The organism is Lentibacter algarum (assembly GCF_040580765.1).
Taxonomy (GTDB): Bacteria; Pseudomonadota; Alphaproteobacteria; order Rhodobacterales; family Rhodobacteraceae; genus Lentibacter; species Lentibacter algarum.
This window is the reverse complement of the sequence record NZ_CP158687.1, coordinates 2,551,581-2,566,209: the sequence shown is the minus strand read 5'-3', so window position 1 is coordinate 2,566,209 and position 14,629 is coordinate 2,551,581. Positions and strand designations below refer to the sequence as shown.

The window sequence follows — 14,629 nt, the reverse complement described above, 5'->3', positions numbered from 1 at the left end:
TGGGGGCAGGGAGGTATGTTTTCTTTGTAATTACCAATTTTTTAACTGAGGTACCAATATGAAAACTGTCGTAAAACTCGCAGCAATCGCACTGATTGCGGCCCCAACATTCGCCGCAGCAGGCAGCAATAGCACAGCTGTTATGGAATCAGACGTATTCGTTGACACAACACCAGTACCAGCCGGCTCTTCTGGCTCACTTGGTTCAGGCGGCGCAGGCATTGCTATCGCAATCGGCGTTCTCACGCTCGCAGCTGTCGCATCGTCAGACGGAACATAATATCTTTAAAAGATTATAGTTTCAGCGCCTCAAGAACTCTGTTGGCTGGTTTGCAGACCAGATGATCGAGGCGCTGTTTCTTCATGAGGCTGCCGATAACCGGCAGCCTTTTGTGTTTTGGGATGGTTAGCGCGCCTCATTGAGCTTCCCTAAACTGTTCCCAAAACGCTCAAACCCTGCGAGCATTTATATTGATTTAGTTATTCTGGTCGCGCTTCACCTGCGCATATCGGGTAGAAACGTTGCATCAAGGGATTCGGCCGTTACTCTGGGTCGATGACGTGAACCGCGACACAGGATAATGGCAGGCCGAATCATGGACAACTGGGATGAAATCAGAACGGCCTACCATGTGGCGCGGGAAGGAACCGTAAGCCGAGCGGCTGATGTTCTCGGAATCCACCACGCGACTGTTATTCGGCATATTGACGCTCTTGAGGATCGACTCAAGGCAAAGCTGTTTCAGCGGCATGCGCGGGGATACACGCCAACTGAAGCTGGCAATGAGCTTTTACGCGTTGGGCAAGCGACGGAGGAGCAGTTTGCACAACTAGAATCCCTGATCCACGGAACGAGCAGTGTTGTCAGCGGAGAGCTGGTGATTACGTCTCTAACCGAAATTGCACCGCGCATTGTGCCTCTATTAAAAGAGTTTCAAGACATGCACGAGGGCCTGAGCCTTCGTTACTTGGCCGGAGATCGCGTTTTTAAGCTTGAGTATGGCGAGGCTCATATCGCTATTCGTGCTTCAAGCCGCAAGCCTGAAGAGCCTGACAATGTTGTTCAGCAGCTCTGCCGTGCGGAAGTTAGCCTTTATGCTTCTAAGGTTTACCTTGATGCTCATGGAACGCCGCTTGGATTAGACGATCTTGCGGGTCACCACTTTGTTGGGAGTGCGGATGCCAGCGTAGGCGCGCCTTATTACAAATGGCTGACAGGCCATGTTGAGCCCAACCAAATCGTTTTTAAGGCGGGGGACTATCAGATCGCCAATGCGGCCGTTCGAGCAGGAGTTGGGCTTGGCTTTTTGGCGGAGGGAGCTGAGGAGTATATGCCGGAGCTCGTCAAGATTGCTGGACCCGTGCCTGACTGGGGCGCTAGCCTCTGGCTCATCACACATATGGATCTGCACCGTACTGCTAAAGTGCAGGCTATTGCCAAATTTTTGAAAGAGCGCTTGAGCTGTGACTAAGGCTTGTCGGGTAGCTCACGTTCAAGGAACCGCTCGAAATCATCTAGGTTCACAGGGTCAAACTGTCCGAAGCCTTGCATCCAGACAGAGGCTTGCTTCAGCGCATCGGGCTCAAGCTTGCACCATTTTACGCGCCCGCGTTTTTCTTGTGAGATCAAGCCTGCCTTTGTGAGCAGGGCGAGGTGCTTTGATATGGCCGCGAGGCTCATCTCAAAAGGCTCAGCAACATCAGTCACGGCCATGTCATCCTCAAGCAGCATCGTGAGGATTGCGCGGCGGGTTGGATCGGCGAGAGCCGAGAATGCAAGGTCAAGTTGATCAGACATTGCTTTATCTCGCTCTTGGAGCGGATTTCGTCAACCATTTGGTTAAGTGTTTTGGTTTCGCGCGCTTCCGGTGAGCGCTATAACGGGTGGCGCAAACGGGTGGCGCAGCGTTTTTGGTGTAAACATTCTCGTTGCTTGAGATGGTCAACCGTTTGGTTGAATAAGACTTTTGTTGTCTTTGGCCGGCTGTGGCAGGTGCGACAGAAGTTCCTCGGCGTTTCCAGGTTAGCTATTAATTACCAATATCAGCTACTTAGCCATTTTTCGTGTTAGTGCTAACGCAACTTGACTCACGGTGCCCTGAGCAATAGCTAAGCTTCAACTGTCCATGGGGGCTTTTGAAGTGTCGACCCGCAATGAAAATGATCAGCTCTCTGAGCTGGATAAGCGGATCAAAGCGGTGAAAGAAGCGCACGCTCCGAAAGATCATATGGATGAACACTACTCTCAAGCGCAATTGGCGTGGCGGATGGTGATTGAGCTGGTGGCTGGTTTGGGCCTTGGCTTTGGCATCGGATATGGGCTTGATTGGGCCTTTGGGACACTCCCCATATTCATGGTGCTGTTTACATTTATGGGCCTTGCGGCCGGAGTGAAGACGATGCTTCGTTCGGCGCAGGAGATCCAGAAGACACAAGAAGCAGCTCAGGCTGCAAAAGACGAAAAGGGTTAGTCATGGCGACTGAGACACACGGCGCAGAAGGCAGCAGCCTCGTATTCCACCCGATGGATCAGTTCATCGTTAAGCCTTTGTTCGGCGGTGATCATATGGGCATGTTCACAATCACCAACGCAACGCTTTGGATGATGTTGGCTATTGTTGCGGTCATCGCTCTGATGGTTTTCGGAACATCGCGCCGCGCGACGATCCCTGGGCGCGCTCAGTCAGTTGCGGAATTGGCTTACGGCTTCGTGTACAAGATGGTTGAAGATGTTGCGGGCAAGGACGCTGTCGGCTTCTTCCCTTACATCATGACACTGTTTATGTTCATCGTATTCTCGAACTTCCTTGGCCTTCTGCCAATGTCTTTCACGCCGACATCGCACTTCGCGGTTACGGTTGTTCTGGCGATGCTGGTGTTTCTCACCGTAACGATCGTTGGATTTGTGAAGAACGGTGCGAAGTTTCTCGGGCTCTTCTGGGTTTCAAGTGCGCCTCTCGCGCTTCGCCCTGTGCTCGCCATCATCGAAATCATCTCATACTTCGTTCGCCCTGTTAGCCACTCTATCCGTCTTGCGGGTAACGTGATGGCGGGCCACGCTGTTATTAAAGTATTTGCAGGTTTTGCGGCCATCGCCGTGATCAGCCCTGTGTCTGTGCTCGCAATCACTGCGATGTACGGTCTCGAAGTTCTCGTATCGTTTATCCAAGCATACGTGTTCACCATTCTAACCTGCGTGTACCTGAAAGATGCCCTGCATCCTTCACACTAAGGTTTGAAAGAAATCTAAACTTCCAATCGTAAGGAGAATTCACATGGAAGGCGATCTCGCACACATCGGCGCAGGCCTCGCGGCTATCGGTTCAGGCGCAGCAGCAATTGGTGTTGGTAACGTAGCAGGCAACTTCCTTGCCGGCGCATTGCGCAACCCTTCAGCAGCGGCTTCACAAACAGCCACTCTCTTCATCGGTATCGCTTTTGCCGAAGCTCTGGGGATCTTCTCGTTCCTCGTCGCGCTTCTGCTGATGTTCGCCGTTTAACTTTTTCGGACAGCGATCCTTACGGCCGGATGGGCGCATAGCGCTCGTCCGGTGATCAGGCAAGTTCCCGAAGGAGGGCCAACATGGCGACCGAAACGCACGCCGCCGCAGGCCAAGCAGCCGATGCGGCCCCAGGCATGCCCCAGCTGGATTTTTCCACTTGGGCCAACCAGATTTTCTGGCTCGTGGTCACGCTTGTCGTGATCTACCTTGTTTTGTCACGTGTTGCCTTGCCCCGCATTGCGGCGGTTCTGGCAGAGCGGCAGGGCACGATTACCAATGATATTGCTGCGGCTGAAGATCTGAAGCAAAAGGCAGTTGAGGCGGAAGAAGCCTACAACAAGGCCCTTGCAGACGCTCGCGCCGAAGCAAATTCTATTATTGCCGATACTAAGGCAGATATTCAGAAAGACCTAGATGTCGCGCTGGCCAAAGCTGACGCCGAGATCACAGCTAAAACAGCTGAGGGTGAAAAAGCGATTGCTGCAATTCGCGAAGGTGCTCTCGAGAGTGTTAAGGCCGTCGCGAAAGATACGGCGAAAGAACTTGTTGCAGCTATGGGTGGAACGGCTGATGCCAAATCCATTACAGCAGCGGTAACAGCACGGATGAAGGGCTAAGAAGATGCGGAAACTTTCAATTCTCCTCGCCCTAACTGCTGCTAGCCCTGCGATGGCGGCAAGCAAGAACCCGTTTTCAGCCTATTTCTGGTCTTTTGGGAACACTGATCTGATTGTTGCGATCGCGTTCTTTGTTTTCATCGGTGTCCTTTTTTACTTCAAAGTGCCCGCGATGATTGGCGGAATGCTCGACAACCGAGCAGACACCATCAAAAGCGAGCTTGATGAAGCGCGCGCTCTGCGCGAAGAGGCACAGAAAGTACTGGCCGATTACGAGCGTAAACAAAAAGAAGTTCAGGAACAAGCAAACCGTATTATTGAAGCCGCTAAGGAAGAAGCAGCAGAAGCAGCTGTCCAAGCCAAGGCTGATATTAAAACATCTATTGCGCGCCGTTTGGCGGCCGCAGAGGACCGTATTGCAAGTGCCGAAGCTTCAGCTGTTAAAGAAGTGCGTGATAGCGCGATTGTCGTCGCTGTTGCGGCAGCACGCGATGTTGTTGCTAAGCAGATGACTGCTGCGTCAGGAAATCAGTTGATTGATGATGCGATTTCACAAGTGGAATCAAAGCTTCACTAAATCGTTCTGAATGAAATCAAAAAACCCAGCCCTAGTGGCTGGGTTTTTTTGTTTGGCTTCAGTCTTCTCGTTCGTGCTCAAATCTCAAGCGAGCTATATCTTCGTTTTTGTCTGACTTGATCTGATCTGCGAGGGCTGCATTTACGAAATTGAGGTGGTTCTCAACAGCGAGGCGTGCGCCCGCAGGGTCACGCTCTTGTAGGGCGTCGTTAATAGCTCGGTGTTGTCCCAATAGTTCTTCGCGCGTTGTGTTTTGCTGAAAAATACGCGCCCTGTTGTAGAAAACACCTTCTTTGAGAAGATCAAAGATTGAGCGCATCATATGGAGCATAACTACATTATTGCTCGCTTCGATGATGGACATATGGAACGCAGCATCAAGCTCTGCCTCTTTTTGGGCACCCGTGCGTTTGTCAGCCTTTGCCATGCGCTCATACGCGTGATTAATGACTTTCAGGTCAGTTGCAGAGGCCAGTCGCGCAGCACGCTCCGCAGCGATCCCCTCAAGGTCACGCCGAAAGGCGAGGTAATCAAAGACCGCTTCTTCATGAGACGAGAAAAGCTCGATCAGTGCTTCAGAAAAAGCAGACCCAAGAACATCTGCAATATAGACCCCTGAGCCTGCTTTGGTCATCAACAGGCCGCGCTCTTGAAGCTCGCCAATCGCTTCTCTCAATGAGGGGCGCGATACATTCAGCTTTTCGGCCAAGTCACGCTCAGGCGGTAGGCGCTCCCCGGGGCGCAGAATGCCGCGTAGGACCAGCTGTTCAATTTGGCGAACGACTGCACGGCTGAGTTTTTCGGGTTGAACGGGCTGAAATGGCATGGGCACTCTCGTTAGAATTGGTAAAACGATATTACCAAAGCTGCGAGGCTGCAAGCCGCTGCTCACGAATTACGGCGGGCCTTGGTAGCCCGCCGTGATCCTTAGCTTTTTATTCTGCAGCGATGGCTGCGGCTTTTGTCGTTGGGTTGAAATGCTGCTTGTTCAAGCGCAACACCAACATGACCATGAGCGCCTGCGAAAACAGCGCGATGGCCGTGAGGCTCCAGTAAGCGACGCCAAAAGCAGAGATCGCGCCTGCGGCCACGAGGCCTTTGTTTACATAGAACTGCATCAAGACGGAGAATGCGACGCCAGGGCAGATGAGCGCATAGGAACCAGGGGATGTTTTTGTACCGAAAACAAAATCCGCAAAGTAGTTCTGGCGGCGCAAGACCGTGAGGCCGAGCAAGAGAAAGACGACTTGAACCGAGATCATTTGTGTCAACCATAGCATTGTGCTTGCGGCACTGGTGTGTCCCTCAAAAGTAGTATGAAGGCCGTGATCTTGGCGCAAGAACAGGATGGAGAGTATGGTCACGATCGGGACAATGACCATAAGCGTTGGTCCTGCTTCACGTGCTGTGCCGTGGTGTAGCATAGAGCCAAAGGCTGTTGTGAGGGCGACCACTGTGTAGATAAGTGATGCGACCGCGAAGAAAGTGGAGATGGCGAGAGAGAACGCAACAGTAACGGGTGTAAGCGACATTGCCGCTGGAGCGGAGAACCCAACGCCAATCATTGCGAGTGCGAAGGCTGGCAAGAGCTGGGCAAAGCTATTGTGAGCGGTCATATCAAAGATTCCGCCCTCGCTCAAAACCCGCCCTAGGAAGTGCCCGATAAGCGCGAGAGCCCAGACGCCAAGTGCTCCGAAAGCCAAGAGAGCGAGCGGAAACAGATACTCGATAACGTTCCAAAGCCCAGGAACAAACACGAGGCCCACAATGAAGAGGGCGTTGACTGTCATCGCGCTGGCGAGCGGTGCTGCGAGAAGTGTTGTTTCGGCGTTCGAGCGACGCAATTCTGCGTAAGCATTGGTTTGTTTGAAACGACGAAGGGCGGCAAAATTCCATAGGAGTGATTTTACGTTGAGAAAAGTCATTCCGATGATCCCAAGCACTGCGATGACAATCGCGGCCTGCAAGGGCGTGCTACCAGTTGAGAATGCACTCACAATATCTTCAAAGATGGGTACGGGGCGGCCCCGATGGGGAACCCAGAACATTAGGTACATGAAGAAAGTGACAGAAAGCCCCCCCGCGCCAAGTGATGCGAGAAAGTAGAGAGGCGAATATGTATCGGCTGGTTTTCGAGACATGGGATGATTCCTTATATTCAGCTTTTGGAATATATATACATTCCAAAAGCTGAATGCAATAGTCTGTTCCTTTAAGCAGCTGTTAACCATGTCTGATCAATCCTCATCTCATGAGATTGTCTGTTTTATCTGTTTTTCTCTTGGCGGCATGTGACACACCGAGCACCACCTTTCGCGGGGCCCCTGTTCAGCGCATCACTGTTGCTCAGAGCACGTTTGACGTGCGTGTATTGGACCGGCGTGCCGAAGCTATTCGCCTGAATGGCGAGTGGGCGCCACGGTTGGCAGCGGTAGAGCCAAGGGCGCGGATCGCTATAGAGACGGTCTCCGGCTGCAAGGTAACGCGGTTGAGGGGCGATCAGGCCATTATAATGGCTGATTTGAAGTGCACGAACGAGCCGGACCCAATTCCGCCGCCAGCGGTCATTTTCTGCGATATCCAACAGGAAACCAAGATTTCCGTTGCAGGTGCGCTACTCGATGCAAGGTGCGAGTAACGGTTACCGGCTTTCACGGTTGTTTAGCTGACGGTCTTGGCGCTCTTTTGCGTCTTGAGGGGTGCCGCCACTTGCTCGGGTTCCACTAGTGGAGCCAAAAATTCCTTCGAGCAGTTGTTCCACGGCACTTTGCGTTTGTCTCGCCCCGCCTTGGGGAGAGATTTTGCCAAGGAGTTGCCCTTCGTTTGTCTCTGGTGCTCGCATCGGAAGCACATGGATGGGAAGGCCCTCATGGACCCGCTTCATTGCCTCTTGCCAGATCTCTGCGGGCAGGCCTGAGCCTGTAACGTCTTGGAGTGGGGTGTTGTCATCATAGCCAATCCAGACGCCAGCTACATAGTCGGCTGTAAAACCGATGAACCATGCGTCTTTGGCTGACTGCGAGGTGCCTGTTTTACCAGCTACGTCACGGTCTGCTAGGCGTGCCCGACCACCTGTACCTTCGGTGACGACCTTGTTCATCATCCAGATCAGCTTTTCGGCACTCTCTTGTTGAATTACGCGTTCTCCGATCCCGCCTGTTGCCGTCATCAGAGGGTCTTCATTTCCGAGAAGCTTGAGCTCAATGAGGCCGTAGGGTGTCACCGCGCTCCCACCATTTAGGATGCCTGCATAGGCCCCTGTCATTTCGAGTAGGCTCGCTTCGGAGGCTCCGAGCGCAAGAGCTGGGCCTTGAGCAAGATCAGATTCAATGCCGAAGTCGGAGGCGACTTTACGAACGGTATCGAGGCCGACTTCCTGTGCGAGCTTAACTGCTGGAATATTGTAGGACTTCTTGAGTGCCTCTGTCAGCGTGACCGTTCCGTGAAATTTGTCGTTGTAGTTGTTCGGGCAATATTTACCTGAACCAGGAACGTCGATGCAGTAAGCTTCGTCATTGATAAGATCAAAGGGCGATCTCCCGATGTCGAGCGCAGCGGCATAGACAAAAGGCTTGAATGCTGATCCCGGTTGGCGCTTGGCCATGGTGGCACGGTTGAAGGCGCCAGAAACTTGCGTTTGGCGCCCTCCGACCATGGCGCGAACTGCGCCATCGGCGGACATGATTAGAATAGCAGCCTGAGCACCAGAGGTTTTGCTGACTTTGGCATCAAAAACGTCTTTTATTGCGGCTTCGGCTGCGCGCTGGATGCGCTGATCAAGCGTGGTACGGATGATGACGTCTTCTGTTGTATTGCGAGTGAAGAAGTCAGGACCAGTTGTCATAACCCAATCAGCAAAATATCCACCTGCTTTGGCTTGTGCTGCTTGAGAAAGCGTAGCGGGTGACAGAGATGCCTGCTTTGCCTCTGTGGCCGAGAGGTAACCTTGCTCTTCCATTAGGCGTACGACGGTTGCCGCGCGTTCTTGGGAGCGCTCAAGGTTGTTCGTTGGCGCGTAGCGAGTAGGGGCGACCAGGAGGCCCGCCAACATGGCCGCTTCGTTGGGGGCGACCATAGCTGCGGATTTGCCGAAGTAGCGCTGGGATGCCGCCTCAAAGCCACGCGCACCTGCGCCAAGAAAGGCGCGGTTGATGTAGACCGTCAGGATTTCATTTTTGGTGTATTTGACCTCCATTGCCATGGAGTAGATTGCTTCTTTGGCCTTGCGTGCGAGAGAACCTTGACGACAATCGGCTTCATATGCCGCTTCGTCTTTCCAGATTGTGGGGTCAAAATCCACGCCAAGGCAGATGAGTTTGGCTGTTTGTTGCGTCAGCGTTGAACCACCGTGACCAGACAGAGGCCCGCGTCCTTCGCGCAAGTTAATGCGAACAGCAGACGCAATGCCACGCGGTGACAAGCCAAAATGTTGGTAGAACCGCTTGTCCTCAGTCGCAATGATTGCGTTTTTAAGGTGTGGTGAGACAGATGTTGCGGTGACCGCTCCTCCAAATTGATCACCACGCCAAGCAAAAACGCTCCCTGAAGCATCTAATAAAGTGACCGAGCCGCGTGCGCGGCCGTCGAAAAGCTGTTCCACGGGAGGGAGAGTGAGTGAAACATAACCCACAGCAAGGCCAAGCAGCAACGTACAGACAAGCGTCAGCCGCCAGCCGAAGCCCCAGATGATACGGAAGATCCAAGAAAAAATTGCCGAAATTAAGCGGCGAATGAGCCCACGCTTTGGTTTGGTGGGGCTGCGCTTACTGGCAGCGCGCTTTTTCGGCGCTGCAACGGTCTTTTTGGGGTAGCGGCGCTCTGCAACGAGCGGCGGCTTTTTGCGTCCAGTGTTACTCATAATCTGCCCTGCTCGGAGCCTTTGTTTTGTGAGACCTTATCTTGGCTTTCGTAAAATGTAGAGGGGAAAGACGTGCAGAAGCCCTCACAGAAATGCGTATTTTTTGTGCAGTTGAGCGAGTCGTTGCGCAAAAAACGGGATTCTGCCTGTTTTAGAGTCGTCTTGTGAGCCCGAACGCTTCTTTCTGCGCCGCATTGGGCAAATGCTGCAGGTGCAAAGTGCTGTCGAAAGGCGGCTTAGGGAAAGGGATAACAAGGTGAAACTCATTATAGCAACGATCAAGCCTTATAAGCTTGAAGAGGTGCGCGAGGCACTGACCGCGATCGGCGTGCGCGGAATGATGGTGAGCGAGATTAAGGGCTTTGGGGCGCAATCTGGCCATACCGAGATCTACCGTGGAGCAGAATACGCAGTCAATTTTGTGCCGAAGATCAAACTTGAAATCGCAGTTCCTGCGGACATGGCGGATAGCATTGTCGAAACAATCACCAAGACCGCACGCACTGGCAAGATCGGTGACGGGAAAATTTTTGTGCTGGATCTGGCGCAGGCAGTACGCGTGCGGACAGGCGAAACAGGACCAGATGCGCTTTAAGCGCGGGGAAAGGACGAAATCATGACGAATAAATTCATATATACGCTGGCTGCAGCGGCGACGCTTCTGCCCGCCGCCGCAATGGCGCAAGATGCCGAGGTTCTGCCGCTGAGCACAGAAGTCGGCTTCATCTTTAACACCTTCATGTTCCTTGTCGCGGGTTTCCTCGTGTTCTGGATGGCGGCTGGTTTTGCCATGCTTGAAGCGGGCCTTGTCCGCTCCAAGAACGTGACGATGCAATTGACCAAGAACATCGCTCTCTTTGCGATTGCCGCAATTGCTTACTATGTTGTTGGTTATAACCTGATGTATCCAGGCGATGGCTGGAGCATGGAAGGCATCTTGGGTGCGTTTAGCATGGCATCGCTTGAGCCAGTTGGTCTTGCGGGTGCTGAGCCTGACCTGACCTATGCTTCAGTTGGGTCCGATTTCTTCTTCCAGCTCATGTTCTGCGCAACGACCGCTTCGATCGTTTCAGGTACTTTGGCTGAGCGGATCAAACTTTGGCCGTTCCTTGCCTTTGTGGTTGTGCTGACAGCATTCATCTACCCGATCCAGGCCAGCTGGAAATGGGGCGGTGGCTTCCTTGATGGTATGGGCTTCCTTGACTTCGCCGGCTCGACTGTCGTGCACTCGGTTGGCGGCTGGGCTGCTTTGGCTGGCGCGCTCATTCTTGGACCACGTCTCGGCAAGTATACCAAAGAAGGCCGTACAGTTCCCTTCATGGGCTCGAACCTGCCATTGGCAACACTCGGTACGTTTATCCTCTGGCTCGGTTGGTTCGGCTTCAATGGCGGTTCGCAACTTTATATGAACACAGCCGGAAACGTTGGTGACATCAGCCGTATCTTTGCGAACACCAACACAGCTGCGGCTGGCGGTGCGATTGCGGCTCTGATCTTGACACAGCTTCTCTACAAGAAGGTCGATTTGACGATGGTCCTCAACGGTGCGCTTGCGGGTCTTGTTTCGATTACAGCCGAACCTCTGACGCCTACGCTCGGTTCCGCGACGTTGATCGGTATGGTCGGTGGTGTGATTGTTGTGTTCGCAGTGCCATTCCTTGACAAGCTGAAGATTGACGATGTTGTCGGTGCCATCCCTGTTCACTTGATGGCGGGTATCTGGGGGACAATCGCCGTTGTCTTCACAAACACAGATGCGAACCTGATGGTCCAGCTGACATCTATCGCAGTTGTGGGTGTGTTCGTCTTCGTTGTCTCTGCAGTGTTCTGGTTCTTGCTGAAAGCAACAGTCGGTATCCGTGCAAGCGAAGAGGACGAGATCATGGGCTTGGATATGGCCGAGCTTGGTATGGAAGCTTACCCAGAGTTCTCAAAGGGTTAATCTAACCTAAACAGCATCGGGGCCAGCCAGAGGAAACTTGGCTGGCCCTTTTTGTTGTGCGGTTTCTCTCATGGTCGAATCGCGCGTGCCTATGCTAAGTCTTGCGGCATGTCCGAGCCTCGCCCCAACATAAGCCAAAATCACCCTGTGATCCGTCAGCTTGACGATGCTGCAATCAATCGTATTGCGGCAGGTGAGGTGATCGAACGGCCAGCGTCTGCGGTAAAAGAGCTGGTTGAAAACGCCATCGATGCGGGAGCCACGCGCATTCGTATTGAAGTTGCGGATGGTGGCAAGACACTCATACGGGTTGTAGATGATGGCTGCGGGATGAGTGCGGCTGATTTACCGCTCGCGTTGTCGCGACATGCGACATCAAAGATCGACGGCTCTGACTTGATGAATATCCATACATTTGGTTTTCGTGGAGAGGCGCTTCCGTCACTTGGTGCTGTTGGACGGCTGAGCATCGTCTCGCGGGTTTTGGGCAAAGAAGGCGCGCGTATTGAGGTCTCTGGTGGAGATATGGGCGCTGTGAAGCCAGCGGCTTTGGCAGGCGGAACCCGCGTTGAGCTGCGTGATATTTTCTATGCGACGCCGGCTCGTTTGAAATTTATGCGCTCGGACCGCGCAGAAATGCAGGCAATAGCCGAGGTTGTGAAGCGGTTGGCAATGGCCGAGCCTTATGTGGGCTTTAGTCTGGCTGATGTGTCGGGCGATGGCGAGCCGCAAGTTAAGTTTCGCGTTGAAGGAGAGACTGGCGACCTTTTCAAAGCTTTGCATGGACGTTTGGCGCAGGTTATGGGCCGTGATTTTGCCCAGAATGCGCTGGCAATCGATGCGGAGCGTGAGGGGGTTGCACTGACGGGGTACGCGGCTCTTCCGACATATTCGCGCGGCTCTGCTGTGGCGCAGTTTTTCTTTGTGAACGAGCGCCCGGTGCGAGACAAACTTTTGATTGGAGCTCTGCGTGGAGCATATTCCGATTTTTTGAGTAGAGATCGCCACCCAGCAGTGGCGCTTTTCGTGTCTTGCGCGCCCAATCTCGTAGATGTGAATGTGCACCCTGCCAAATCTGAGGTGCGTTTCCGTGACCCGGGCATGGTGAGGGGGCTGATCGTAAGTGCACTGAAACACGCGCTGGCAGAGGCAGGACACAGAGCCTCTTCCACTGTTGGTGCCGCGGCGCTTGGGGCCATGCGGCCAGAAGTGACTGAACCAAGGGTTTACCAAATGGATCGCCCCGATATAGGGCGGGGGTACTCTGCGCCAAGCCAAGGCTTTGCGGAAATGGCAGGCGGTTTTTCTGCGCGAGTTGAGACAGTCGAAACACATGACGAACGGCCATTGGAGGCGCTGCCTTTGGGGGCGGCGCGGGCACAGGTGCACGAGAATTACATCATAGCCCAGACAGAGACTGGGATGATCTTGGTGGATCAACACGCTGCTCACGAGCGACTGGTTTATGAACGACTGAAAAAACAGATGGCGGAAAACGGAGTGCGCGCGCAGGCGCTATTGATACCCGAGATTGTCAGCATGAGCGAAGGCGATTGTGCGCTTTTGCTCGAAGCCGCGCAGGATTTGGCACAGTTGGGCTTGAGCATTGAACCTTTTGGGGCTGGGTCTGTTGCTGTGCGTGAAACACCTGCGATTTTGGGTGAGGTCAATGCAGAGGCAATGTTGCGTGACATTGTTGACGAGCTGACAGACGGCGGCTCGACAAGCACGGTGAAAGACAAGCTCGAAGCTGTTCTCAGCCGAGTGGCTTGCCATGGTTCGATCCGCTCTGGACGACGGATGCGTGCCGAAGAAATGAACGCACTTTTGCGCGAGATGGAAGCGACTCCACATTCGGGTCAATGCAATCACGGGCGGCCTACTTATATTGAACTGAAATTGAGCGATATCGAGAGGCTATTCGGGCGCACATGATTGAACTGGCAGGTTATCAGATTGCAGAGCTGCATCTTCTTTTTGCGGGACTTTTTCTAATCTTCGTAATCCTATTTATGCTGTTTATGGGGATGCGATCTGCTGCGCGCTCGGCACGTATGACAGAGCCCTTGGTGCATCAATTGGGCAATCTTGGTGTGCGTGTGCAGCAGCTGTCAGATGGGCAGCAACAGCTCGCAGGGGGCTTGACCCACGTGAGCGAAGCACAGGCAGCTTCACAGGCCAACATGTTACAACTGATGGAAAAGCGCCTTGCCGATGTCAGTGGCAAGATGAACGAGAACCTGACGGGTTCGGCTCAGAGTACGGCTAAGTCACTCGGGGAGCTTCAAGCACGGCTTATTGCGATTGATAAGGCTCAAGATAATATTACGAAACTGTCAGGCGACGTTTTGAGCCTTCAGGATATTTTGAGCAACAAGCAGACACGGGGCGCGTTTGGTGAGATTCAGCTCACAGATATTGTAACCAAAGCCTTGCCGAGTGACAGTTATACGATGCAGGCAACGCTCTCAAATGGGAAGCGGGCAGATTGTTTGATCCATTTGCCTAACCCGCCCGGACCGATTGCCATTGATGCTAAATTTCCGCTTGAGGCCTATGAAGCACTGCGGCGTGCTGAGAATGATTGGCAAGTCAACGAGGCTGCCAAGATGCTGCGTGTGTCAATTAAGAAGCATATAAAAGACATTTCGGAGAAATATATTCTCGACGGAGAAACTGCGGATGGTGCGCTGATGTTTTTGCCGTCTGAAGCGATTTATGCTGAGCTTCACGCGAACTTTCCAGAACTTGTTCGCGAAGGGTTTGCCGCGAAAGTCTGGATTGTTTCGCCGACTACCTGCATGGCAACCCTCAATACGATGAGAGCTATTTTGAAAGATGCGCGGATGCGTGAGCAGGCAGGAGCGATCCGCCGTGAACTTGGGCTTTTGTTTGCCGATGTTGACCGTCTTGGAAACCGTGTCGAAAATCTTGACCGTCACTTTCATCAAGCTGCCAAAGACATCTCCGATATCAAAGTATCCGCTGACAAGGCAGGACGACGGGCCAAGCGGCTTGATAACTTTGATTTCGAAGAGCTGGCCCCTGAGCAGCCGAATGTGGTGCCAATCAAAGCGCCTGAATAAGCTTGCGTTAGATCAAGGCTAAGAGTGCGAAAGCGTTACATCCTGA

Annotated in this window: 15 protein-coding genes; 11 read left to right on the top strand and 4 right to left on the bottom strand. The window is 53.2% G+C overall.

Features of this window, described 5'->3' with window-relative positions:
* Positions 1–58 precede the first annotated feature (58 nt).
* Together DSM117340_RS12780 and DSM117340_RS12775 are read left to right on the top strand one after the other, a co-directional pair.
* The gene (locus DSM117340_RS12780; RefSeq protein ID WP_089892308.1) at positions 59–280 is read left to right on the top strand and encodes a hypothetical protein; all 222 of its coding nucleotides are present in this window, start codon (positions 59–61) and stop codon (positions 278–280) included.
* 301 nt (positions 281–581) lie between these two features.
* The gene (locus DSM117340_RS12775) at positions 582–1,472 is read left to right on the top strand and encodes a LysR family transcriptional regulator (protein ID WP_245724444.1); all 891 of its coding nucleotides are present in this window, start codon (positions 582–584) and stop codon (positions 1,470–1,472) included.
* Here the strand turns inward: DSM117340_RS12775 and DSM117340_RS12770 are convergent.
* A complete protein-coding gene (locus DSM117340_RS12770) occupies positions 1,469–1,798 on the bottom strand; it encodes a metalloregulator ArsR/SmtB family transcription factor (RefSeq protein WP_089892303.1) in 330 nt (109 codons plus the stop codon). The genes DSM117340_RS12775 and DSM117340_RS12770 overlap by 4 nt on opposite strands.
* Positions 1,799–2,141: 343 nt before the next feature.
* Here DSM117340_RS12770 and DSM117340_RS12765 point away from each other — a divergent pair, with 343 nt between their 5' ends.
* The 5 genes from DSM117340_RS12765 to DSM117340_RS12745 all read left to right on the top strand — a co-directional run bounded on the left by DSM117340_RS12765 (position 2,142) and on the right by DSM117340_RS12745 (position 4,697).
* Positions 2,142–2,471 (top strand): AtpZ/AtpI family protein, encoded by a 330-nt coding sequence (locus DSM117340_RS12765; protein ID WP_089893627.1) that lies wholly within the window; start codon positions 2,142–2,144, stop codon positions 2,469–2,471.
* Positions 2,472–2,473: 2 nt separating this feature from the next.
* The gene (locus DSM117340_RS12760; RefSeq protein WP_089892300.1) at positions 2,474–3,232 is read left to right on the top strand and encodes a F0F1 ATP synthase subunit A; all 759 of its coding nucleotides are present in this window, start codon (positions 2,474–2,476) and stop codon (positions 3,230–3,232) included.
* Between the two features lie 43 nt (positions 3,233–3,275).
* Positions 3,276–3,500 carry a F0F1 ATP synthase subunit C gene (locus tag DSM117340_RS12755; protein ID WP_089892297.1) on the top strand — a complete coding sequence of 75 codons (225 nt, stop codon included), beginning with the start codon at positions 3,276–3,278 and terminating at the stop codon, positions 3,498–3,500.
* An 83-nt stretch (positions 3,501–3,583) separates the two neighbouring features.
* Positions 3,584–4,120, top strand: a complete 537-nt coding sequence (locus DSM117340_RS12750; protein ID WP_089892294.1) for a F0F1 ATP synthase subunit B' — start codon at positions 3,584–3,586, stop codon at positions 4,118–4,120.
* A gap of 4 nt (positions 4,121–4,124) precedes the next feature.
* Positions 4,125–4,697: a F0F1 ATP synthase subunit B gene (locus DSM117340_RS12745; RefSeq protein WP_089892291.1), complete on the top strand. Its 573-nt coding sequence runs from the start codon at positions 4,125–4,127 to the stop codon at positions 4,695–4,697.
* 58 nt (positions 4,698–4,755) lie between these two features.
* On the opposite strand, the gene DSM117340_RS12740 is transcribed toward DSM117340_RS12745, so the two are convergent.
* The 3 genes from DSM117340_RS12740 to DSM117340_RS12730 form a co-directional block, all read right to left on the bottom strand.
* Positions 4,756–5,523, bottom strand: coding sequence for an FCD domain-containing protein (locus tag DSM117340_RS12740; protein WP_089892288.1), 768 nt, complete (start codon positions 5,521–5,523; stop codon positions 4,756–4,758).
* Between the two features lie 109 nt (positions 5,524–5,632).
* Positions 5,633–6,838 (bottom strand): hypothetical protein, encoded by a 1,206-nt coding sequence (locus DSM117340_RS12735; protein WP_089892285.1) that lies wholly within the window; start codon positions 6,836–6,838, stop codon positions 5,633–5,635.
* Positions 6,839–7,338: 500 nt separating this feature from the next.
* Entirely contained in the window at positions 7,339–9,555 is a 2,217-nt protein-coding gene (locus DSM117340_RS12730) for a PBP1A family penicillin-binding protein (protein ID WP_089892282.1), read from the bottom strand.
* Between the two features lie 256 nt (positions 9,556–9,811).
* Between DSM117340_RS12730 and DSM117340_RS12725 the strand changes: the two genes are divergently transcribed.
* From DSM117340_RS12725 to rmuC, 4 genes are all read left to right on the top strand, one after another.
* Positions 9,812–10,150: a P-II family nitrogen regulator gene (locus DSM117340_RS12725; protein WP_089892279.1), complete on the top strand. Its 339-nt coding sequence runs from the start codon at positions 9,812–9,814 to the stop codon at positions 10,148–10,150.
* Positions 10,151–10,171: 21 nt separating this feature from the next.
* Positions 10,172–11,497, top strand: coding sequence for an ammonium transporter (locus DSM117340_RS12720; protein WP_089892276.1), 1,326 nt, complete (start codon positions 10,172–10,174; stop codon positions 11,495–11,497).
* A gap of 108 nt (positions 11,498–11,605) precedes the next feature.
* Positions 11,606–13,432: a DNA mismatch repair endonuclease MutL gene (gene mutL, locus DSM117340_RS12715; RefSeq protein WP_089892273.1), complete on the top strand. Its 1,827-nt coding sequence runs from the start codon at positions 11,606–11,608 to the stop codon at positions 13,430–13,432.
* Positions 13,429–14,583, top strand: a complete 1,155-nt coding sequence (gene rmuC, locus DSM117340_RS12710) for a DNA recombination protein RmuC (RefSeq protein WP_089892270.1) — start codon at positions 13,429–13,431, stop codon at positions 14,581–14,583. Before mutL ends, rmuC begins: the two co-directional genes overlap by 4 nt.
* Positions 14,584–14,629: the final 46 nt, after the last annotated feature.

Bases quoted from the DNA above. Each gene is read 5' to 3' on its own strand.
- DSM117340_RS12780 (WP_089892308.1), top strand. From the start codon at position 59: ATGAAAACTGTCGTAAAACTCGCAGCAATCGCACTGATTGCGGCCCCA.
- DSM117340_RS12735 (WP_089892285.1), bottom strand. From the start codon at position 6,838: ATGTCTCGAAAACCAGCCGATACATATTCGCCTCTCTACTTTCTCGCA.
- DSM117340_RS12745 (WP_089892291.1), top strand. From the start codon at position 4,125: ATGCGGAAACTTTCAATTCTCCTCGCCCTAACTGCTGCTAGCCCTGCG.
- rmuC (WP_089892270.1), top strand. From the start codon at position 13,429: ATGATTGAACTGGCAGGTTATCAGATTGCAGAGCTGCATCTTCTTTTT.
- DSM117340_RS12730 (WP_089892282.1), bottom strand. From the start codon at position 9,555: ATGAGTAACACTGGACGCAAAAAGCCGCCGCTCGTTGCAGAGCGCCGC.
- mutL (WP_089892273.1), top strand. From the start codon at position 11,606: ATGTCCGAGCCTCGCCCCAACATAAGCCAAAATCACCCTGTGATCCGT.
- DSM117340_RS12755 (WP_089892297.1), top strand. From the start codon at position 3,276: ATGGAAGGCGATCTCGCACACATCGGCGCAGGCCTCGCGGCTATCGGT.
- DSM117340_RS12770 (WP_089892303.1), bottom strand. From the start codon at position 1,798: ATGTCTGATCAACTTGACCTTGCATTCTCGGCTCTCGCCGATCCAACC.
- DSM117340_RS12720 (WP_089892276.1), top strand. From the start codon at position 10,172: ATGACGAATAAATTCATATATACGCTGGCTGCAGCGGCGACGCTTCTG.
- DSM117340_RS12750 (WP_089892294.1), top strand. From the start codon at position 3,584: ATGGCGACCGAAACGCACGCCGCCGCAGGCCAAGCAGCCGATGCGGCC.
- DSM117340_RS12740 (WP_089892288.1), bottom strand. From the start codon at position 5,523: ATGCCATTTCAGCCCGTTCAACCCGAAAAACTCAGCCGTGCAGTCGTT.
- DSM117340_RS12775 (WP_245724444.1), top strand. From the start codon at position 582: ATGGCAGGCCGAATCATGGACAACTGGGATGAAATCAGAACGGCCTAC.
- DSM117340_RS12760 (WP_089892300.1), top strand. From the start codon at position 2,474: ATGGCGACTGAGACACACGGCGCAGAAGGCAGCAGCCTCGTATTCCAC.